Genomic DNA, 19,992 nt, shown 5'->3' on the forward strand with positions numbered 1-19,992 from the left:
CCGCCCGCCGTCGAGCCGCGATCCGGCGGGCGGACGTAGGAGACAAGTCCTCAGTTCGGCAGCGGCCCGGGCACGGGGATCCGGGCCAGCCGCAGCCGCACGGCGCTGACCGCCATCGCCACGGCGAACAGCGTCACCCACGTCACGGCGAAGTGCGTGAGCCCGCGGCCGAGATAGTCGTCGCCGGTGCCGTCGATGGCGTACGTCCCGATCTCCCGGGTCGACCAGAACGGCAGCATGACCGCGATCCGATCGCCCGGGTCGGCCAGCAGCTGCGTCGACAGGATGGCCAGCAGCGCCAGTGCGCCCTCCAGGTCGCGCGGCAGCACCGCCGCGATGACGGCGCCCAGCGGCGCGGCGATCACCGTGGTCGTCGCCAGCAGGAGCATCGCCGCCCACAGCCGGTTGACGTCCTGGTCGACGGCGATGAGCAGCCCATACAGCGCGGCGAGCGGCAGCCCGCAGAGCGTGATGGCGAGGGTGCGTCCGACCACCAGCTGCTGGGCGCTGTAGCCGGCCAGCCGGAGCCGCTGGTCGACGCCGCGCGCGGACACCGTCACGAACAGCGCGAGCGTCGACACCGTCCAGCCCAGGCCGAGCGCAAGCATCCGGATCGACTGGCCCTGCAGATCGCGGCGGACCAGGTAGAACACCAGCGGCAGCAGCACCAGCAGCACGATCACGCCGCGTCGCCGCGACACCTCCCGCAGGCAGCCTCGCGCCACCGCGGCCAGCCGGTTCACCGGTCCTCCCTCGTGCCCAGCTCCACGACGCGGTCGACCGCGTCGAGCTCGTACAACAGGTGCGTGACCAGCACGATCCCGCGCCCGGCGGCCCGCCACTGCCGGACCTGCCGCCACAGGTCGACGTAGGACGTCTGGTCGAAGCCCTGGTACGGCTCGTCGAGCAGCATCAGCTCGGGGTCGCCCAGCTCGCCGAGCACGACGTTGAGCTTCTGCCGGGTGCCGCCGGACAGGTGCTCGGCCAGCTCGCCGGTCGGCCGCCACGACAGCCGCCCGGCCAGATGCTCGCCGGCCGCGCGGGCCTTGCGCCGCGGTTGGCCCAGTCCGGCGCCGATCAGGTCGAAGTGCTCGGCCGCGGTGAGCTTGTCGGCCAGGCCGTTCGCCTGCGGGACGTAGCCGATGCGCGCGGTCCGCCGCACGGAGCCGGAGCTGGGCCGGACCAGTCCCGCGCAGATCTGCAGCAGTGTCGACTTGCCCGACCCGTTCGCCCCGATGACGGCGACGATCTCGCCCGCGCGGGCGGTGAACGAGACGCCGTCCAGGACGGTCCGGCCGCGGTAGGTCTTCGTCACGGCGTCGACCTCGAGCAGCACCGCGCCGGCGTCGTCCGGGTCGAGCGCGGGCGGCTCGACCCGCAGCGCGCCGGCCAACTCGCGGGCATAGGCGTGCGCCGGTCCGTAGAGCTGCCGCGGCGGCGTGCCCGTACCCGCCGCTTCCAGCTCGCTGTCCTGAGCCAGCTGTCCAGCCTCGGCCGACGGCACGCCGAGGTCGAGCAGCGCCGCGCGCAGCTCGTCGGCCCAGTGCTGATCGGCGCTCATCGGAGCGGGTCCCGCGCCGACTCGGCCAGGCCGGTGATGCTGGCACTGAACCCGCGCCACTGCTCGGCCAGCCCGGCCAGCGCCGTCACGCCGGCCGCCGTCAGCTCGAAGTACTTGCGCCGCGGGCCGCTTGCCGACGACTCCCACGTCGCCGCGGCCAGGCCCTGCCGTTCCAGGCGCAGCAGCGCCGGATAGATCGTCCCGCCCGGAACCTCGCCGAGCCCCGCGGCCGCGAGCCGCTGCGTCAGGCCGTAGCCGTAGTCGCGCCCGGCCGCGAGCAGGCTGAGCAGGGCGAGATCGAGGAAACCGTGCAACCAGTGAGAGGGGATACCGTCGTCCACGCTAGGCAGGCTAGCTGAATAGCAGCCGCCCTGCATAGCCCTGTTACCTTGTGCCGATGGTCGATCGAGTGCCGGAGCCGGCTGACGGCGACGAGCGGAGCATCCTGCTGGGGTGGCTCGCGTTCCACCGCGACGCGTTGCGGGCCAACTGCGCCGGGCTCGACGCCGGGCAGTTGGCCACCCGATCGGTGCCGCCGTCGTCGTTGTCGCTGATCGGCCTGGTGCGGCACCTCACCGAGATGGAGGACGCCTACGCGGCCTGGGCGCTCGGGCCGGGCGGGCCGTGGCGCGGCGTGTGGGGCGACTACACCGACGACGGCCCCGAGTGGGACTTCGACGTCGACGCCTCCGTGGTGGACGAGTCGCTGGCGGCGTGGGAGCAGAAGAAGGCGCTGGCCGACGAGCGCATCGCCGCGCACGCCACGCTCGATTCCGTCGGCGCCGGCAACGGCCGCAGCCTGCGGTGGAACCTGCAGAAGCTGACCGGCGAGTACGCCCGGCACAACGGCCACGCCGACCTCGTCCGCGAATCCATCGACGGCTGGACCGGCGAGTAACCCGTCCTCGGCTACCGTCGCCCTGTGCACCAGGACGGCACCGGCACCGCACCGGCGATCGTGGGCCGCGCGAGCGAGCGCTCCCGGCTGAGTCGGGCGCTGGCCGACGCCAAGGACGGGCGCGGGTACGCGCTCGTCCTGCGCGGTGAGGCGGGCATCGGGAAGACCTCGCTGCTCGACCACGCGGCCGCGATCGCCGGCGGGTTCCGGGTGCTGCGCGCGTCCGGGGTCGAGTCTGAGGCGGAGATCCCGTTCGCGGCCCTGCACCTGCTGCTCGCGCCGTTCGCCGAGCGCGTCGACGACCTCCCCGCGCCGCAGGCCCGCGCGCTGCGGGCCGCGTTCGGGACGGTGGCGGCGCCGACCGAGCCGCTGATGGTGGGCGCGGCGACGCTGTTGCTGCTGTCGGAGCTGGCCGACGAGGCGCCGGTGCTGTGCCTGCTCGACGACGCACACTGGTTCGACCGGTCGTCGGCGGCCGCGCTGTTGTTCGCGGCCCGCCGGCTGCGGTCCGACCCGGTCGTCGTGATCCTCGCCGCCCGCGACGGCGACCGCCCGTTCCCGGCCGACGGCGTCGAGAGCCTGACACTGCCCCGGTTCGACGACGAGAGCGCGGCCCTGCTGCTGGCCGGGCTGCGGACGCTGCCGCACGACGTTGCTGGCCGTGTGATCAGGGAGTCCGGCGGCAACCCGCTGGCCATCGTCGAGCTGGCCGCCGACCGGCCCAAGGGTGTGCTGCCGGCGCCGGTCGCGCCGCTCCCTGCGGCCGGCCGGATGGAGGAGCACTTCCGCGGCCGGCTGCTGGCGCTGCCCGAGCGGACGCGGTGGGCGCTGCTGCTGGCCGCGGCCGACGACCGGTCCGACCTGACGGCGTTCGCGGCGGCCGCGGAGCGGCTCGGCCTGGGCGTCGCCGACCTCGAGCCGGCCGAGCTGCAGCGGCTGGTGCGGGTGACGGCCGGCGGGCTGGAGTTCCGGCACCCGCTGGTCCGCGCGGCCGCCTACCAGGACGTCCCGCTCGCCCGCCGGCTGGCCGCGCACCAGGCGCTGGCCGCCGTCCTGGACGACGCGCGCGACGCCGACCGCCGCGCCTGGCATCTCGCCGCGGCCGCCACCGGCGCCGACGAGATCGCCGCGGCCGCCCTGGACCGGGCGGCCGAGCGGGCCCTGGCGCGGGGCGCGCCCGCGGCCGCGTCGCGCGCCTGGGAGCGGGCCGCGGCGCTGAGCGGCGGCACCCCGGAGGGCCGCCTCGTCGACGCCGCCCGCGCCGCCTACGACGCCGGCGAGCTGGACCGGGCCCAGGCGCTGGCCACGGCGGCCGACGCGCCTGGACTGCCGGCCGGCCAGGCGGCCGAGGCGGCCTGGGTCCGCGCCCAAGTGGCGTACGAGCGCGAGTCGCCGGCCCGGGCCTGCGGGCTCGCGCTGGAGGTCGCCGCGCCGATCGTCACCACCGACCCGGACCGCGCGACGGCCGTGCTCACCGAGGCGGCCTGGTGCGCCCGTGACGCCGCCAGCCCCGTCCTGCTGGCCCGCTGCGCCGAGCTGGCCCGGGAGCTGCCGGCCGGCCGCGACGAGGTGCGCGACTGCCTGATCGGCGTCGCGTCGCTGCTGCGCGGCGAGCCGGCCGCGACCACGGAGCCGCTGCGGGCGCTGCTGCTGGCGACCCGCGACGGCCGGGTCGAGGACAACGTCGAGCGGCTGCTCGGCGGCTTCGCCGGCCTGCTGATCGGCGCCGACGACGTCGCCCTGGAGGCGCTGACGGCGCAGGTGGCGGGGCTGCGCGACGACGGCGCGATCGGCTGGCTGCCGTACGTGCAGGAGACGCTGGCCCTCGCGCACCTGGTGTCCGGGCGGTTCCGCGACGCCGAGGTCACGGTCACGGAGGCGGTCGCCCTGGCCACCGAGCTGGGCCAGCACCTGGAGGTCACCGTCCTCACCTCGATCGCCGCCTGGCTGGCCGCCGTCCGGGGCGACCCGCCCGTCGTCGTCGGCGACACCCGCGGGCACCGGATGGCCGCCGCGACGCTCGCCTGGGCCGACGGCGTCGCCCTGCTCGCCCGAGCCGAGCCCGCCGCCGCGCTCGACCGCCTCGAGGACGCCTGCACCGGCCCGGCCCGCTTCGACGTGAATGTCCGCGCGATCCCGGACCACGTCGAGGCCGCGATCCGCGCCGGTGACCGCGACCGGGCCGGCACCTGGCTGCCCGACCTCGACCGCTGGGCCGCGCGCACCGCCGGCCCGGCCGCGACGGCGCTCGCGTTGCGCTGCGCCGCCCTGCTCGACGACGGCGCGGCCGCGGCCGATCGGTTCGAGGCGTCGCTGCGCGCCGGCGCCGGGCCGTACGACGAGGCCCGCACCCGGCTGGCCTACGGCGAGTGGCTGCGCCGGCACCGCCGGCCGACGACCGCTCGCGACCAGCTGACCCGGGCGCTGGAGACGTTCGACCGCATCGCCGCGCACGCCTGGAAGCCCCGTGCCCGGGCCGAACTCGACGCGCTGGGCGGCGCCGTACCGCAGCGGCGGCCGGAACCGCGCCACACCGGCCGGCTGACCCCGCAGGAGCTGCAGGTGGTCCGGCTGGCGGCGCGCGGGCTGACCAACCGCGAGATCGCCGGCCAGCTGTTCCTCAGCCCGCGCACCATCGGCCACCACCTCTACAAGGCCTACCCGAAACTCGGCGTCGCCCGGCGGGCCGAGCTCGGCCGCCTCGACCTCTAGTCGCGGCTCATTGGCGCCCCAGCACTCCCGCCCCACCCCCTGTTGATCACGGAATAGGTCGGCTCCCGCCGCGCTCGGGACCCGACCTTCGCCATGATCAACAGGGGTCGTTCCGCACGCTCGACGGTGCTAGGTGCGCCGCGGGCCGTAGGTGACCCGGCGGACCAGCACCTCGAACGGGCCGCGCCGGCCGGTCCGCCGCATCCAGTCGGCCGCGGCGACGGTGCCCAGCCACGTCGCGGTGGCCAGCAGCGCAGTGGTGGTGACGGTGAGCGTGCCGGACAGGTCGAGCAGGAACGGCGTGAACACCGCCGCCCACACCACCGACTGCATCAGATAGCAGGTCATCGACCGCTGGCCGGTCGCCCGGATCGCCTCGGTGATGCGGCCGGTGCGCCCGGTGAGCCGCGCCGCGACCAGCGCTATCAGCGCCGCGTAGCCGAACCCGCCGAGCACGCCGGCCGCGTCGTGCAGCGGCCCGATCAGCTCCAGCGTGGCCTCGCCCGGCACGTCGGTGACGCCGGCCAGCATGAGCGCCGCCGGCTGGGCGCCGAGCACGGCCACCCCGATGCCGGCGACCGCGGTGACGATGAGCAGCCGCCGGTGCCGCTCCGGCTGCTCCAGGACCCGGGCCCGCCCGGCCAGCAGCCCGATGAGGAACGGGCAGGCGAACCCGATCGGCCCGAACAGCATGATGATCGGCTGCACCACGATCCGCTCGGAGAACATCGCCGCCAGGTCCGGCGGAAGCATCGACGCGTCCGGCGGCTCGGCGGAGACCGACAGGGAGTCGGCCGACGGCGCCAGCCCCAGCGCGAAGAACGCGACCGCCACCAGCACCAGCCAGCGGGCCCGCCAGCGCACCGTCCAGGCTCCGAGCAGCAGCAGGACCCCGTACGCGGCCAGGATGTCGCCGACGTACAGCAGCATCGCGTGCAGGAAGCCCACCACGATCAGCACCAGGCTGCGCCGCCACAGCAGGTGCCGCACGCCGCGCGGGCCGAGCGCCTCGTTGCGCCGCACGATGTGCGCGACGCCGTAGCCGAACAGTAGCCCGAACATCGGGAACGCCCGGCCGTCGACGAACGTCGCGATCAGCCAGGTGACCGCGGAGTCCAGCCACGTCCCGTCCATCGGGAAGCCGCCGCGCACCGTGTCGCCGCGCAAGAAGTAGTGCGAGTTGGCCAGCGCGATGAACAGCAGCATGAAGCCGCGCGCGAGGTCCGGTCCGAGTGCCCGCTCGGACGTCGCGGTGGGTCCGGCGGGCCGGGTCTGCGGGGTCGTGGCCATGGTGACGAGCCTCGCGGGCGGCGGCGGTGTGCGCATCGGACCAAAGTCGAGCGCGCCGCGACCATCGGCTACGGCGGCCAGGTCTTGGCTGCGGGCGACCGGTATTAGTATCGGTGTCATGGTGCGAGTCCCGTTGACCATCTCCGAGCGCGAGCGCGGCGAGCGGCTGGGCCTGGCCCTGCGCACCGCGCGCGGCGCGCGGAGCATCGTCGAGGTCGCGACGCAGGCGGGCATCTCGCCCGAGACGCTGCGCAAGATCGAGCGCGGCCGCATCCCTACCCCGGCGTTCTTCACCGTCGTGGCGGTCGCCGACGTGCTCGGCCTGTCCGTCGACGACCTGCTCTCCGGGCTGGCCTCCGGCGACGCCGCGGAAATGGCTACCCTTGGCCGGTGACCCCCGAACAGCTCTCCGCCGCGGTACGTGACGTCCTCACCGCCGCCGTCGACGCAGGTGACCTCGCCCTGCCCGACGGCGTGCCGGCCCAGGTGAGCGTCGAGCGACCGCGCAACCGCGACCACGGCGACTACGCCACGAACGTCGCGCTCCAGTTGGCGAAGAAGGCGGGCACCAACCCGCGGGCGCTGGCCGAGCTGCTGGCCGCCCGCCTGCGTCAGGCCGGCGGCGTCGAGGCGGTCGACATCGCCGGGCCGGGCTTCCTCAACATCACCGTCTCCGCCGCCGCGCAGGGCGAGCTCGCCCGCGTCGTCGTCGAGGCGGGGGAGTCCTACGGGCGCGGCGAGGCGCTGGCCGGCACCACCATGAACGTCGAGTTCATCTCCGCCAACCCGACCGGCCCGCTGCACCTCGGCCACGTCCGCTGGGCCGCCGTCGGCGACGCCCTGGCGCGCGTGCTCGAGGCCGCCGGCGCCGCCGTCACCCGTGAGTTCTACATCAACGACCGCGGCGCCCAGATGGACAAGTTCGGCGCGTCCATCATGGCCCGGGCGCACGGCGAGACGGTGCCCGAGGACGGCTACCACGGCGAGTACGTCAACGACCTCGCCCGGGTCATCGTCGCCGCCGACCCCGGCCTGCTCGAGCGGCCCCGCGACGAGCAGCTGGTCACGTTCCGCGAAGAGGGCTACCGCCTGCAGCTGGCCGAGCAGCAGCGCCAGCTCGACGAGTTCCGCACCCACTTCGACGTCTGGTACTCCGAGCGCAGCCTGTACGAGCGGGGCCGGGTCGAGCACGCCCTCGACGTGCTGCGCCAGCAGGGCCACCTGTTCGAGGCCGACGGCGCGCTGTGGATGCGCACCACCGGCTTCGGCGACGACAAGGACCGCGTGCTGCGGCGCGGCAACGGCGAGTTCACCTACTTCGCCGCCGACGCCGCGTACTACGTCGACAAGCGCGAGCGCGGCTTCGACGTCTGCGTCTACCTGCTCGGCGCCGACCACCACGGCTACATCGGCCGGCTCAAGGCGCTGGCCGCCTGCGCGGGCGACGACCCCGAGAAGAACATCGAGATCCCGATCGGCCAGCTGGTCAAGATCGTCCAGGACGGCCAGGAGCTGCGGCTGTCCAAGCGGGCCGGCACCATGCTCACGCTCGGCCAGGTGGTCGAGGCGGCCGGCGTCGACGCGCTGCGCTACTCGCTGTGCCGCTACCCGGCCGACTCCCCGCTGACCCTCGACGTCGCGCAGATCACCAAACAGACGTCGGACAACCCGGTCTTCTACGTGCAGTACGCGCATGCGCGGCTGGCGTCGATCCTGCGCAACGCCGCCGAGCTGGGCATCGACAAGGGTGAGCTGCGGCCCGAGCTGCTCGACCACGAGCGCGAGTCGCTGCTGCTGGCGGCGCTGGCCGAGTTCCCGCGCGTCGTCGCCACGGCGGCCGAGCTGCGCGAGCCGCACCGCGTGGCCCGCTACCTCGAGGAGACCGCGTCCACGTTCCACAAGTTCTACGACGCCTGCCGGGTGCTGCCGATCGGTGACGACGAGGCCACCGACGTGCACCGCGCGCGCATCTGGCTGGTCGAGGCCACCAAGGTGGTCGTCGCCAACGGCCTGGGCCTGCTCGGCGTCGATGCACCGGATCGGATGTAACCCATGCGCACACACGAAGCCGGGCCGACCTGGCTGCGCGAGCCCGATGACGTCAACGCCCTCTACCCGGGCCTGTGGGCCGCCGGGGTGGAACGCGACGACGACGGCGTCCTGCGGGTCGGCGGCCTGTCGGTGAAGGAGCTGGCGACCGAGTTCGGCACGCCGCTGTTCGTCGTCGACGAGAACGACTTCCGGTCGCGGGCCCGGACGTTCCGCGACGCCTTCGGCGCGGTCCTGGGCGGTGCCGACGTCTACTACGCCGGCAAGGCGTTTCTCTCCGTCGCCGTCGCGCGCTGGATCGCCGACGAGGGGCTCAGCCTCGACGTGTGCTCCGGCGGCGAGCTGGCGGTGGCGCTGCGGGCCGGGTTCCCGCCCGAGCGCATCGGCCTGCACGGCAACAACAAGTCCGTCGCCGAGCTGGCGCGGGCGCTCGAGGCCGGCGTCGGGCGCATCATCGTCGACTCGTTCGAAGAGATCGAACGGCTGGCGGCGCTGGCCACCGCGCGTGGGCTGCGCGCCGACGTCCTCATCCGCACCAAGGTCGGCGTCGAGGCGCACACCCACGAGTACATCGCCACCGCGCACGAGGACCAGAAGTTCGGCTTCTCCATCGCGTCGGGCGAGGCCGCCGGGGCGATCCGGGCCGTGCTGAAGGCCTCGTCGCTGCGGCTGCTCGGCCTGCACTCGCACATCGGCTCGCAGATCTACGACACCGCCGGCTTCGAGGTGGCCGCCCGCCGGGTCCTGCGGCTGCAGGCCGAGGTCCGCGACGAGCACCGGGTCGAGCTTCCCGAGCTGGACCTCGGCGGCGGCTTCGGCATCGCCTACACCAGCCAGGACCACCCGCAGCCGCCCGCCGTCCTGGCCGCGAACATGGCCGAGATCATCGCGCACGAGTGCGCCGGCTACGGCCTGGCGGTGCCGCGGCTGAGCGTCGAGCCCGGCCGTTCCGTCGCCGGCCCGTCCACCTTCACGCTCTACGAGGTCGGCACCGTCAAGTCGGTCCCGCTCGACGGCGGGCACTCGCGCCGGTACGTGGCCGTCGACGGCGGCATGACCGACAACATCCGCACCGCCCTGTACGACGCCGACTACTCCTGCACGCTGGCCTCGCGCGGGTCCTCGGCCGCGCCGGTGCTGGCGCGCGTGGTCGGCAAGCACTGCGAGAGCGGCGACATCGTCGTCAAGGACGAGTTCCTCCCCGACGACATCGCGGCGGGCGACCTCATCGCCGTCCCCGGCACCGGGGCCTACGGCCGGAGCATGGCCAGCAACTACAACCTCATCCCGCGCGCCGCGGTCGTCGCCGTCCGCGACGGCGACGCCCGGCTGATTATGCGCCGCGAGACCGAGGACGACATGCTCGCCCTCGACGTCGGCTGAGCCGCGGCGCGGAAACCCGGTGTCGGAAACGCGCCGCGACCCGCCGCCGGGGTCGTCGGTGTAGCAGCACCTCGCCCAGTGAAAATCACTGTAACTGCGGGGTTGACCGGTTGTCGATGCGCGCCGAGCATATGGGAACAACACAATATCTGGAGTCCCGGCCGGGACCGCCATCACATGGCTCCCGGTCGGCCGTAGCAGCGGTTTCACCCCTGGGAGCCCTTATTTCAGAAGGGCAGGAACCCGGTGGTGTATTGCTCCGGTACGCGACGCGCGCCAGCTCGCCTGCGCAGGTGGCTGGTGAGCCCGCGTGGCCAGTATCAGGTGGCCGGTCTGGCACTCGGCCTGGTGCTGTGCCTCGCGGTCCTGCTCGCCCTCAGGGCGGGCGGATAGCCGACTCCACGATCCGGAGACACCGCGGCGCCGCCCCGACCAGGCGGCCGGCGGGTCCTCCGCGATCGCACCCGGCCCAGCCCTCGCTGGGCCGACGTGCGCCGAGGGAACGTCAAGATCATCGACGCAGCGTCAGCGACTGGAACGGGTGGCTGTCGCCGTCGAGCACGTGGAAGTCGACGACCTCGAAGTGCTCGCCGGCGTAGGCGAGCAGCTGCTCGTCGGTGCGCCAGGAGAAGAACCGGGGCGGGTCGTGCCGGTCGTTCTCGTGCACGCCCTCCGATCCGTCGCCGCCGTAGACGCCAAGGAAGAACAGCCCGCCCGGCCGCAGCAGCGTGCGCACCGACGCCAGCGCCGTGGGCAGGTCGGCGTTGGGCACGTGCAGCAGGCAGTTCAGCGAGTACGCCGCGTCGAACGACTCCGGCGGCAGGTCCGGCGCCAGCACGTCCATCACCTGCGCCTCCAGGCCCTTCGCCGCGCAGGCGGCCACCATCTCGGCCGTGAAGTCGGTCGCGACGACGTCCAACCCGTGCTCCTGGAAGAACAGCGCGTCCTGGCCGGTGCCGGCGCCGATCTCGACCAGCGACCGCGCACCGGCGGCCCGCAGCCGGTCGCGGAACGCGGCCCGTTCGGCCAGCTTCCACGCCGCCTTGGGCGTCGATTCGCGCCACCCCACCCCGCCGGCGTACGCGGCCCGGAGGTCGTCGGCGACGTCGTCGAATCGAGGGTTCATGCCACCGATCCTCTCGTACGCGCCCGGGTAGCCTGGCCGCCGTGGCCGACGAGGAACTCGCCCGGAGGTTGGCGCACGTGCGCTGGATCGGCGGCGGCACCGGGGCGGGAAAGAGCACTGTGGCGCGGGCGCTCGCCGCCACCCACGACGCCCTCGTCTACGACGGTGACCGTGCCGAGCACGGCTGGCTGGACCGGGCCACCGCGGACGAGCATCCGCGGTTCCACGCGATGGTCCACGCCGGGTCGGCCGGCGCGTCGTGGGCGCGTCGCACGGCGGCCGAGATCTTCGACGCGATGGCGAGCCGGCACGGCGAGACGATCGGCTTCGTGACGGAGGACCTGCTCGCGCTGCCGGGCGACCGGCCGGTGCTGGTGGACTGGTTCGGCAACCCGCCGCGCGACGTCGCGCCGCTGCTGCTGGAGCCGTGGCAGGCGGTGTTCCTGCTGCCCAGGCCCGACTTCCGCCGTCGCATGCTGACCGACCGGTACGCCGACCCCGAGCGAGCCCGCGCTAACTGGGGCGACCACGACCCGGCCGCGATGCTGGCCAAGCGACTGGATCGCGACGCGCTGTGGGACGCCGAGGTGCGGCAGCAGGCCGCGGCGGCCGGGCTGCGGGTCGTCGAGGTGGACGGGAGCCGGAGCGCCGGCGAACTCGCCGCGGACCTGGCCGGGCATTTCCGGCTGCCGGCGGCCACGGCTGTCCGCCCAGGGCGGACACGGGAGTAGCGTGCCGAGGGCCCGGCGTTGACCGTGCATCTTCGAAGGTCAGGAGGTGCGCCGTGGCTGATGAGCTCGACGCGTATTCGCAGGTGGTCACCGGGGTGGCGCGCACGCTGCTGCCGTCGGTCGCGAGCCTGGCGGTCCAGGGGGAGCGGCGCGGCCGCACCGGCATCGTCGGCACCGGGTCGGCGGTGGTGTTCACCGGCGACGGGTTCCTGCTGACGAACGCGCACGTCGTGGGCGCCTCGTCCCGGGGCGTGGCCGCGTTCGCCGACGGCACCGAGGTCGGCTACACCGTCATCGGGCGGGACCGGCTGTCCGATCTCGCCGTCGTCCGGGCCGACGGCGAGACGCCGCCACCTGCGACGCTGGGCGACGCCGACGAGCTGGTGGTCGGGCAGCTCGTGGTCGCCGTGGGCAGCCCGCTGGGGCTGACCGGGTCGGTGACGGCGGGCGTGGTCAGCGCACTGGGCCGGTCGATGCCGGCGCAGAGCGGCCGCACCGTCCGCATCATCGAGGACGTCATCCAGACCGACGCCGCGCTGAACCCGGGCAACTCCGGCGGCGCGCTGGCCGACGCGAACGCCAAGGTCGTGGGCGTCAACACCGCCGTCGCCGGGGTCGGGCTGGGCCTGGCCGTGCCGATCAACGCGACCACGAACCGCATCGTCACGACGCTGCTGCGTGACGGCCGGGTGCGCCGGGCGTTCCTCGGGGTCGCGACGTCGCCCGCGCCGGTGCCGCCCGCCCTGGCCGAGCGCATCGGCCGCGCCAAGGGCGTCCGCATCGTCCACGTCGAGCCGGGCAGCCCGGCGGAGGTGGCCGGCCTGCGCCCCGGCGACCTGGTCGTGACGGTCGCCGGCGAGCCGGTCGACGACGCGCAGGCGCTGCAGCGGCGGATGTTCGCCGACGCCATCGACGTGCCGCTGCCGATCACCACGTTCCGCAACGGTGCCATGGTCGACGTCATCGCCCGGCCGGTGGAGCTGGCCGACCAGGCATGACAACTGTCATGCCCAGGACCGGACGGCGGTGACGTCCGCCCGGGGCGTCGCCGCCGCACGCTGGAGGCATGACCGAACACCCCACACCGCACGCGGTCCGGCTGGCCGGGCTGCGCAAGTCCTACGGCGACACGCTCGCCGTCGACGGCGTCGACCTGGAGATCGCTCCCGGTGAGATCGTCGCGCTGCTCGGCCCGAACGGCGCCGGGAAGTCCACGACCGTCGAGCTGATCCTCGGCCTGAGCCGCCCCGACGCCGGCACCGTCGCCGTCTTCGGCCGTACCCCGCGCGAGGCGGTCGACGACGGCCTGGTCGGCGCCATGCTGCAGGACGGCGCGATGCTCGAGGACGCCACCGTCGGCGAGCTGGTCGCGCTGTTCGCGTCGGTCCACCGGCACCCGCTGCCGGTCGCCGACGTGCTCGAGCGGGCCGGCATCGCCGACCTCGCCTGCCGCCGCGCCACCGAGCTGTCCGGCGGGCAGACCCAGCGAGTCCGGTTCGCCCTCGCGCTGGTCCCCGACCCGGACCTCGTCGTCCTCGACGAGCCGACCGTCGCGATGGACGTCGCCACCCGCCGCGAGTTCTGGGCGGCCATGCGCCGGTTCGTCGCCGCCGGCCGGACCGTGCTGTTCGCGACCCACTACCTCGACGAGGCCGACGGGTTCGCCGACCGCATCGTGCTGCTGCGCGACGGGCGCATCGTCGCCGACGGCACGCCGCGGCACATCAAGTCGATCGTCGCCGTCCGCACCGTCCGGGCCACCGTGCCGGACCTGTCCGCGGACGCCCTCCGCGCCCTGTTCGGCACCGACGGCGTGACGGTCGACGGCGACGGCGGCGGCGTGCGGATCCGCACCAACGACGGCGACGGCGTCCTGCGCACGCTGCTCGCGCACTCGCCCGAGGCGCACGACATCGAGGTGACCGGCGCCGACCTGGAGGAGGCGTTCCTGTCGCTCACGACCCGGACCGGAGGCTCCGTCCGATGAACGCCACCTACACGATCCTCGAGGTGCGCCGGCTGCTGCGCGACCGCGCGGCGCTGATCCTCACCGCCGGCCTGCCGACCGGGCTGTTCCTGCTGTACAACACGATGTGGGGCGACGACACCGGCGCCACGACGTCGCTGATGGTGATGATGGGCGTGTTCGCCGGGCTGGCCGCGACGATCTCCGCCGGCGGCCGCGTCTCGCTCGAACGTCACGCCGGCTGGACCAAGCAGCTGCGGCTGTCGCCGCTGCGGCCGCTCTCGTACGCGCTGACCAAGAGCATCGTCGCGCTGGTGCTGGGCATGCTGGCCGGCACGCTGGTGTTCGCCGTCGGGCTGGCCGTGCAGGGCGGCGGCGCGGACCTGCCGGCCATGGTCGAGTCGCTCCTGCTGCTGTGGCTCGGCAGCATCCCGTTCGCGCTGATCGGCGTGTTGATCGGGCAGATCGGGTCGGCGAGCTCGGCGCAGCCGCGCGGCATGGTCGTGCTGCTCGGCAGCGCGTTCCTCGGCGGCGTGTTCGTGCCGATCGACCAACTGCCCAGCGGTATGGAGGCGGTCGCCCAGTGGTACCCGTCGTACTGGCTCAACGCGCTCGCGCAGGCGCCGTTCGGCGAGTCCGTCGACGTCGTGCGGGCGGTGGCGACGCTCGCGGCGTGGACGCTGGTCCTGGCGGCGCTGGTCCGCTGGCGCTACGGCCGGGCCGACCGGTGACCGTCCGCGCTAGGTTGGCGCCGATGGCTCCCACGACACCGGCCGAGACGGCGGCGCCCGTCGCGCGCGACGGCGAGCGGCGGATGCCGCTGGTCGTCGCCCTGGTGTGGGCCGTCGTGCTGACTCCGACCGCCGTCGGCGTCCACCAGCAGCAGGACTCCCTGGGCTGGGAGATCCTCGGCTACGTCGTGCTGGCAGCGTTCCTCGTGGCGTTCTTCTACGTCTTCACCCGGGCGGCCGTGGCCCGGCGGCGCGGTGAGCTGCCGCCGTGCGCGGTCGGGCGGTTCGGCTTCGCGGCGCTGTGCGTGCTCGGCGCCCTGGTGGTCGGGTTCGCCGGCGAGAACGGCGTGGTCGTCTGGTTCGCGCTGAGCCAGATCGCGCTCGTGGTCATGCCGCGGCGCGAGGCGTGGTCCACCATCGGCAGCATCTGCGTCGCCGTGCTCTTCGTGCCGTGGTCGCTCGGGCTGGACTGGGAGGTCAACGTCTGGTTCCTGGTGGCGATCCTCGGGTCGGCGTGGGCGACCGACGCGATCTTCCGGCTGCGCGACAGCAACCGGCAGCTCGTGCGGGCGCAGGAGCAGATCGCGACGATGGCGGTCGAGCAGGAGCGGCTGCGCTTCGCGCGCGACCTGCACGACGTCCTGGGCCACAGCCTCACCGCGGCGACGGTGAAGACGCAGCTGGCCCGACGCATGGTCGGCGGCGACGACGACCGCGCCCGGGGCGAGCTGCGCGAGGTCGAGGGCCTGCTGCGCGACGCGCTCAAGGACGTCCGCGGCACCGTCGCCGGCTATCGCGACGTCACGCTGACGTCGGAGCTGGTCCGCGCGGCGACGGTGCTCGAGGCGGCCGGCATCGCGGCCGAGCTGCCCGGCGGCGTCGACCACGTCCCGGCCGGACGTCGCGAGATCTTCGGCTGGGTGCTGCGCGAGTCCGTCACCAACGTCGTCCGGCACAGCCATGCGCGGCACGCCCGGGTCACCGTCACGCCTGACCGGATCGAGGTCTGGAACGACGACGCCGACGGGACGGCGCCGGGGCCGGCCTCGTCCGGCCTGGTCGGGCTGCGGGAACGGGTCGAGGCGGCCGGCGGGACGTTGCAGGCCGGGCCGGACGGCTCCGGCGGGTGGACGACGGCCGCGATGATGGTGACGTGATCCGACTGCTGCTCGCCGACGACCAGGCGCTGGTCCGCGGTGCGATGGCGGCGCTGCTGTCGCTGGAGCCCGACCTCGAGGTCGTCGCCCAGGTCGACCGCGGCGACGAGGTGGTGGCGGCCGCGCTGGCGCACCGCCCCGACGTCGCGCTGCTCGACGTGGAGATGCCGGGCCTGGACGGCATCGCGGCGACGGCGGTGCTGCGCGAGCAGCTGCCGACCTGCCGCGTGCTCATCGTGACGACGTTCGGCCGGCCCGGCTACCTGCGCCGGGCGGTCGAGGCCGGGGCCGGCGGCTTCGTCGTCAAGGACAGCCCGGCTGAGCAGCTGGCCGACGCGATCCGCCGCATCCACGCCGGCCTGCGCGTCGTCGACCCCGCGCTGGCGGTCGAGTCGCTGGCCGCCGGCCCGTCGCCGCTCACCCCGCGCGAGGCCGACGTCCTCCGCGCGTCCCGCGACGGCTCCAGCGTCGCCGACGTCGCCGGGCGGCTCTACCTGTCCGAGGGGACGGTGCGGAACTACCTGTCCAGCGCGATCGGCAAGACGGGCACCCGCAACCGGGTCGAGGCCGTGCGGGTGGCCGAGGGGAACGGCTGGCTCTGACCGCTCGCCGCCCTCACCGCCTCACCAGCGCGTCGAGCAGGTGGTCCAGCGCCGCCGTCTGCGCCTCCGCGTCGAGCCAGTCGCCCGAGCTGACGGCGTGCAGCGCCAGCCCGTCGACGGTAGCCAGGGCCACCTGGGCCTGGACGCTGGCCCGCTCGGCCGTCGTCGTGCCGTGACCGGCGAGCGTGAACGCCGTGGCGATGGCGTCGGTGACGTCGCGGAGGATGACGCCCTGCATCTCGGCCAACGCGGGCGACGTCGCCGCGCGGGCGGCGAACGCGACCTGGATGCGCACCTCCGCCGTCCGGTGGTCGTCCAGCGGCAGCAGCTCCCGCAGCACGGCGGCCAGGTTGCGCCGGACGTCCGGCCCGAGCACGGTGGCCGCGACGCGCTCGCGGATGCGGAGGACGACCTCGGTGAACGCCGCCGTCAGCATGGCGTCCTTGGTGGGGAAGTAGTGCTGGACCGTGCCGATGGCGACGCCGGCCGCCGCGGCGACCTGCCGGACGCTGACCTGGTCGAGGCCGCGCTCGGCCGTGATGTCGAGCAGCGCCTCGGTGATGACGTCCTTCGTCGGCCGGGGGGTTGACACCTGAGCCATGCGTGCCATCATACAGTCGTATGAGACCATACGATCGTATGACGGCACCGCGAGGCCTGGTGGTGGGTACTGCCGTGGCGCTCGCGCTGGTGTGGGGGCTGTACGCGCTGGACCCCGGAGCATGGCCCGGCCTGGCCGGAGCGCTGACGCAGACCGCCCTCTTCGTGGCCAACCTGGTGGTGACCGCGCGAAGCCGGCGCACGAAGGTCGCCGTCGTGCGGACGCTGCAGCGATGGCTGATCAACCCGCTGGTCCGCCTGCTGTTCCGGGTCGGGTTGAACCCGCTGGGCCTGGCGATCCTGGAGACCCGCGGCCGGGTGAGCGGTCAGCCGCGCCGCACCCCGGTCGGCAACGGCCGAGTCGGCGACGACTTCTGGATCATCGCCGAGCACGGTCTGCGGGCCGGCTACGTCCGCAACATCCAGCGCGATCCGCACGTGCGGATCCGGCTGCGCGTGGGCTGGCGCTACCGCTGGGTCAGCGGCGTCGCCGAGATCCTCCCCGCCGACGACGTCCTGGCGCGGCAACGCTCGATCGTCCGGTGGCATCCGCTGCGCATGCTCAACGCCATGAACGTCCGCGTCCTCGGCGCCGACCTGCTCACCGTGCGCGTCCGCCTCCTCCCCGCCGATGAGCATGAACACCCCCCGGAACCGCTGTTGATCATGGAAAAAGGGGGCTCCCAGCGCCCCGGAACCCCGACCTTCTCCATGATCATCGGCGGTCCACCCCGCTCTGACGTGGGGGATAGCCGATGATCATGGGGGCGCCGACGGTCAGGTGGCGCGCAGGCGGCGGCGGGTCAGCCAGGCGTACGCCGTCCCGAGCACCGTCAGCGCCAGCAGCGCGCCCAGCCAGGCCGCCGCGTTGTGACTCCACAGGGCGTCGTCGGGGGCGCTGGGGATCAGCTCGGTGACGTCCACCGTCGACGCGGCCGCGGCGTAGCCCCAGCGGGCCGGGACCAGCCAGGACAGCTGCGACACGACGGCCTGGCCGGTGACCTCGATCAGCCCGCCGCACAGCACCAGCTGCGCCATGATCGCGACGACCAGGGGCGGCATGGTCTGTTCCGGCGTCGCGACCAGCGACGAGATCAGCAGGCCGAGCAGCGCCGACACGATTGCCGTCGCCGCGAGCGCGATGCCGACCTCGACCTTGCCGGTGCCGAACAGCACGCCGTCCTCGGGCCCGGCGCGGAACCAGTAGACCAGCCGCAGCAGGATCAGCGTCTGCACGACGACGACCCCGCAGAACACCGCGATCTTCGCCGCCAGGTACGCGTCGGGCATCAGGCCGGCGGCGCGTTCGTGCCGGAAGATGCGCCGCTCGGCGACGAGGTCGCGGACGGTCGCGGCCATGCCCATGAACGCGGCGCCGACGACCATGACGACCAGCAGCCGCATCGCCTCGGTGCTGCCCGGGCTGGTCGGCCGGCCCAGCCCGGTCTCGTCCGGGATCGCGAAGGTCAGCAGGGCGAGCACCATCGGCAGCGCCAGCAGGAAGCCGGCGTAGCCGCGGTCGGCCCAGATGAGGCGGAGCTGGCGGCGGATCAGCACCCAGGACTGCTGCCGGCGGCGGCGCTGGTCGATGGCCTGCGGTCCGACGATCTCCGGCGCGGCGCCGGCCGTGAGTGGTCCGGCGGCCGCGCCCAGGCGGGCCAGCCGGCGCGCGCTGGCCGACGGGTCCCCGGCGTCCGGGCGCCCGAAGCCGCTCAGCCGGTCCAGCCAGGTCAGCGGGTTCAGCCGGCGCAGCGACTCGCCCAGGCCGGGACCGGCCGCGGCCGGCGGAGGTGGTGGCGGCGTCGCCGCGTTGAGCCGTTCGAAGATGTCCGCCCAGTCGGCGGTCCCGAAGTGCGCCGAGATGCCGGCCGGCGGGCCGAAGTACTCGACCCGCCCTCCCGGGAGCATGATGAGGACGTCGTCGCACAGGTCGAGGTGGGCGAGGTCGTGCGTGGTGACGATGATCTGCCGGCCGGCGTCGGCCAGTTCGCGCAGCCCGGTCATGATCTGCCGGACCAGCGCGGGGTCCAGGCCGGCGGTGGGCTCGTCGAGGATCAGCAGCGACGGGCTGGTCAGCAGCTCGAACGCGATCGCCAGCCGGCGCTGCTGGCCGCCGGACATCCGGCGCACGGGGATGTCGGCGTGCTCGGACAGCGACAGCTCGGCCAGCACGTCGTCGACCCGCTGGCGCCGCTCGGCCGCCGTGGTGTCCTGCGACAGCCGCAACTCGGCGGCGTACTGCAGCGCCTTGCGGGCGGTCAGCTGGGCGTGCGCGATGGTGTGCTGCGGCACCACGCCGATGCGGCCGTGCACCTCCTCCTGCTGCCGGTGCGGGTTGATGCCCTGGTAGTGCACCGACCCCTGCGACGGCTCCAGCTCACCGCTGATCAGCCGCAGCAGCGTCGACTTCCCCGACCCGGACGGCCCGATCAGCGCGACCAGCCGCTGCCCCGCGATGTCCAGCGAGACGCCCGACGTCAGCACCTTGCCGCCGGGCAGTGCGTAGTGCACGTCGGCGACGTCCAGCCCGCCGCTGGACGGGGAGTCCGGCACCGGCAGCACGCCGTCGCGCGTGACGACGAAGCGGACCTTGCCGAACGTGACGACGTCGCCCTCGTGCAGTTGCGCGGTCTCGACGTCGGCGCCGCGGACGAACGTCTGGTGGTGCTTGTCGAGGTCCTCGAGGTACCAGCCGTCGGCGTTCGGCGTCAGCCGCGCGTGGTAGCGGGCGGTGAGGAGGTCGTCGATGACGAGGTCGTTGTCAGGCGCGCGGCCGATCCGGATCGTGCCCGGCGGCCGCGGCGGCGCGGCCTGTGGCGGCGGCACCGACAGCGACACCGCCGGCCCGGACGGCCCGCCCAGCGTCAGCTCGACGGCTCCGTTGACCGGCACCTCGCCGACCTGGACGCCGGCGCGCCAGGTGCCGCCGGAGCTCTCCTGGTCGCGGGCGGTCCAGCCGCCGTCATACGACACGACCAGGTGCCGGCGTGACACCCTGGACTCGGGCACGACGACGTTGGAGGCGGCCGAGCGACCGATGCGGACCTCGCCGGCCGACGGCGGGAAGTGCTGGGTCACCCCGCCGACGGTGACCTGCAGCACACTCACGCGCGGAATGATACGGGGTAGGGAGGCCCGTTCGGGACAACGAAGGACTTGCGGTGTCGCCACGTATGGTGAGACGGA

General features: G+C 74.2%; 19 protein-coding genes. 12 read left to right on the forward strand and 7 right to left on the reverse strand.

Annotated elements, in window-relative coordinates; genetic code table 11:
• Positions 1 to 50: 50 nt before the first annotated feature.
• From BLV05_RS13590 to BLV05_RS13600, 3 genes are read right to left on the reverse strand one after another with little or no spacing between them, the layout of a single operon-like run.
• Positions 51 to 743 carry a hypothetical protein gene (locus BLV05_RS13590; protein ID WP_046771328.1) on the reverse strand — a complete coding sequence of 231 codons (693 nt, stop codon included), beginning with the start codon at positions 741 to 743 and terminating at the stop codon, positions 51 to 53.
• Positions 740 to 1,561 carry an ABC transporter ATP-binding protein gene (locus BLV05_RS13595; RefSeq protein WP_046771329.1) on the reverse strand — a complete coding sequence of 274 codons (822 nt, stop codon included), beginning with the start codon at positions 1,559 to 1,561 and terminating at the stop codon, positions 740 to 742. Before BLV05_RS13595 ends, BLV05_RS13590 begins: the two co-directional genes overlap by 4 nt.
• A complete protein-coding gene (locus BLV05_RS13600) occupies positions 1,558 to 1,902 on the reverse strand; it encodes a PadR family transcriptional regulator (RefSeq protein ID WP_197683643.1) in 345 nt (114 codons plus the stop codon). The genes BLV05_RS13595 and BLV05_RS13600 overlap by 4 nt, the downstream gene beginning before the upstream one ends.
• Positions 1,903 to 1,958: 56 nt before the next feature.
• On the opposite strand from BLV05_RS13600, the gene BLV05_RS13605 reads away from it, so the two are divergent.
• Both BLV05_RS13605 and BLV05_RS13610 read left to right on the forward strand, forming a co-directional pair.
• A complete protein-coding gene (locus BLV05_RS13605; RefSeq protein WP_046771331.1) occupies positions 1,959 to 2,459 on the forward strand; it encodes a mycothiol transferase in 501 nt (166 codons plus the stop codon).
• 24 nt (positions 2,460 to 2,483) lie between these two features.
• Complete coding sequence (locus BLV05_RS13610; RefSeq protein WP_046771332.1) at positions 2,484 to 5,171, forward strand: ATP-binding protein; 2,688 nt, start codon at positions 2,484 to 2,486, stop codon at positions 5,169 to 5,171.
• Between the two features lie 129 nt (positions 5,172 to 5,300).
• On the opposite strand, the gene BLV05_RS13615 is transcribed toward BLV05_RS13610, so the two are convergent.
• On the reverse strand, positions 5,301 to 6,461 hold the full coding sequence (locus BLV05_RS13615) for a DUF418 domain-containing protein (protein ID WP_046771375.1): 1,161 nt from the start codon (positions 6,459 to 6,461) through the stop codon (positions 5,301 to 5,303).
• A gap of 118 nt (positions 6,462 to 6,579) precedes the next feature.
• Here BLV05_RS13615 and BLV05_RS13620 point away from each other — a divergent pair, with 118 nt between their 5' ends.
• The 3 genes from BLV05_RS13620 to lysA are packed head-to-tail and all read left to right on the forward strand — an operon-like array spanning position 6,580 to position 9,893.
• Positions 6,580 to 6,855: a helix-turn-helix domain-containing protein gene (locus BLV05_RS13620; protein ID WP_046771333.1), complete on the forward strand. Its 276-nt coding sequence runs from the start codon at positions 6,580 to 6,582 to the stop codon at positions 6,853 to 6,855.
• Positions 6,852 to 8,510 (forward strand): arginine--tRNA ligase, encoded by a 1,659-nt coding sequence (argS, locus tag BLV05_RS13625; RefSeq protein ID WP_046771334.1) that lies wholly within the window; start codon positions 6,852 to 6,854, stop codon positions 8,508 to 8,510. The genes BLV05_RS13620 and argS overlap by 4 nt, the downstream gene beginning before the upstream one ends.
• A gap of 3 nt (positions 8,511 to 8,513) precedes the next feature.
• Complete coding sequence (lysA, locus tag BLV05_RS13630; RefSeq protein ID WP_046771335.1) at positions 8,514 to 9,893, forward strand: diaminopimelate decarboxylase; 1,380 nt, start codon at positions 8,514 to 8,516, stop codon at positions 9,891 to 9,893.
• Positions 9,894 to 10,404: 511 nt separating this feature from the next.
• Here lysA and BLV05_RS13635 read toward each other — a convergent pair.
• Complete coding sequence (locus tag BLV05_RS13635) at positions 10,405 to 11,028, reverse strand: class I SAM-dependent methyltransferase (RefSeq protein ID WP_152690961.1); 624 nt, start codon at positions 11,026 to 11,028, stop codon at positions 10,405 to 10,407.
• 32 nt (positions 11,029 to 11,060) lie between these two features.
• On the opposite strand from BLV05_RS13635, the gene BLV05_RS13640 reads away from it, so the two are divergent.
• The 6 genes from BLV05_RS13640 (at position 11,061) to BLV05_RS13665 (ending at position 16,206) form a co-directional block, all read left to right on the forward strand.
• On the forward strand, positions 11,061 to 11,750 hold the full coding sequence (locus tag BLV05_RS13640; RefSeq protein ID WP_052762906.1) for a hypothetical protein: 690 nt from the start codon (positions 11,061 to 11,063) through the stop codon (positions 11,748 to 11,750).
• A gap of 53 nt (positions 11,751 to 11,803) precedes the next feature.
• Positions 11,804 to 12,748: a S1C family serine protease gene (locus BLV05_RS13645; protein WP_046771337.1), complete on the forward strand. Its 945-nt coding sequence runs from the start codon at positions 11,804 to 11,806 to the stop codon at positions 12,746 to 12,748.
• 68 nt (positions 12,749 to 12,816) lie between these two features.
• On the forward strand, positions 12,817 to 13,737 hold the full coding sequence (locus BLV05_RS13650) for an ABC transporter ATP-binding protein (protein WP_046771338.1): 921 nt from the start codon (positions 12,817 to 12,819) through the stop codon (positions 13,735 to 13,737).
• On the forward strand, positions 13,734 to 14,447 hold the full coding sequence (locus tag BLV05_RS13655) for an ABC transporter permease (RefSeq protein WP_046771339.1): 714 nt from the start codon (positions 13,734 to 13,736) through the stop codon (positions 14,445 to 14,447). Before BLV05_RS13650 ends, BLV05_RS13655 begins: the two co-directional genes overlap by 4 nt.
• Before the next feature lie 23 nt (positions 14,448 to 14,470).
• Complete coding sequence (locus tag BLV05_RS13660) at positions 14,471 to 15,604, forward strand: sensor histidine kinase (RefSeq protein WP_052762907.1); 1,134 nt, start codon at positions 14,471 to 14,473, stop codon at positions 15,602 to 15,604.
• A complete protein-coding gene (locus BLV05_RS13665; protein ID WP_046771340.1) occupies positions 15,601 to 16,206 on the forward strand; it encodes a response regulator transcription factor in 606 nt (201 codons plus the stop codon). Before BLV05_RS13660 ends, BLV05_RS13665 begins: the two co-directional genes overlap by 4 nt.
• Before the next feature lie 13 nt (positions 16,207 to 16,219).
• Here the strand turns inward: BLV05_RS13665 and BLV05_RS13670 are convergent, their stop codons facing one another.
• Entirely contained in the window at positions 16,220 to 16,807 is a 588-nt protein-coding gene (locus tag BLV05_RS13670) for a TetR/AcrR family transcriptional regulator (protein ID WP_046771378.1), read from the reverse strand.
• A 38-nt stretch (positions 16,808 to 16,845) separates the two neighbouring features.
• Between BLV05_RS13670 and BLV05_RS13675 the strand changes: the two genes are divergently transcribed.
• On the forward strand, positions 16,846 to 17,565 hold the full coding sequence (locus BLV05_RS13675; protein ID WP_082155623.1) for a nitroreductase/quinone reductase family protein: 720 nt from the start codon (positions 16,846 to 16,848) through the stop codon (positions 17,563 to 17,565).
• Positions 17,566 to 17,583: 18 nt separating this feature from the next.
• Here the strand turns inward: BLV05_RS13675 and BLV05_RS13680 are convergent, their stop codons facing one another.
• A complete protein-coding gene (locus BLV05_RS13680) occupies positions 17,584 to 19,914 on the reverse strand; it encodes an ATP-binding cassette domain-containing protein (protein ID WP_160312798.1) in 2,331 nt (776 codons plus the stop codon).
• Positions 19,915 to 19,992 lie beyond the last annotated feature (78 nt).

The organism is Jiangella alkaliphila (assembly GCF_900105925.1).
Classification (GTDB): domain Bacteria; phylum Actinomycetota; class Actinomycetes; order Jiangellales; family Jiangellaceae; genus Jiangella; species Jiangella alkaliphila.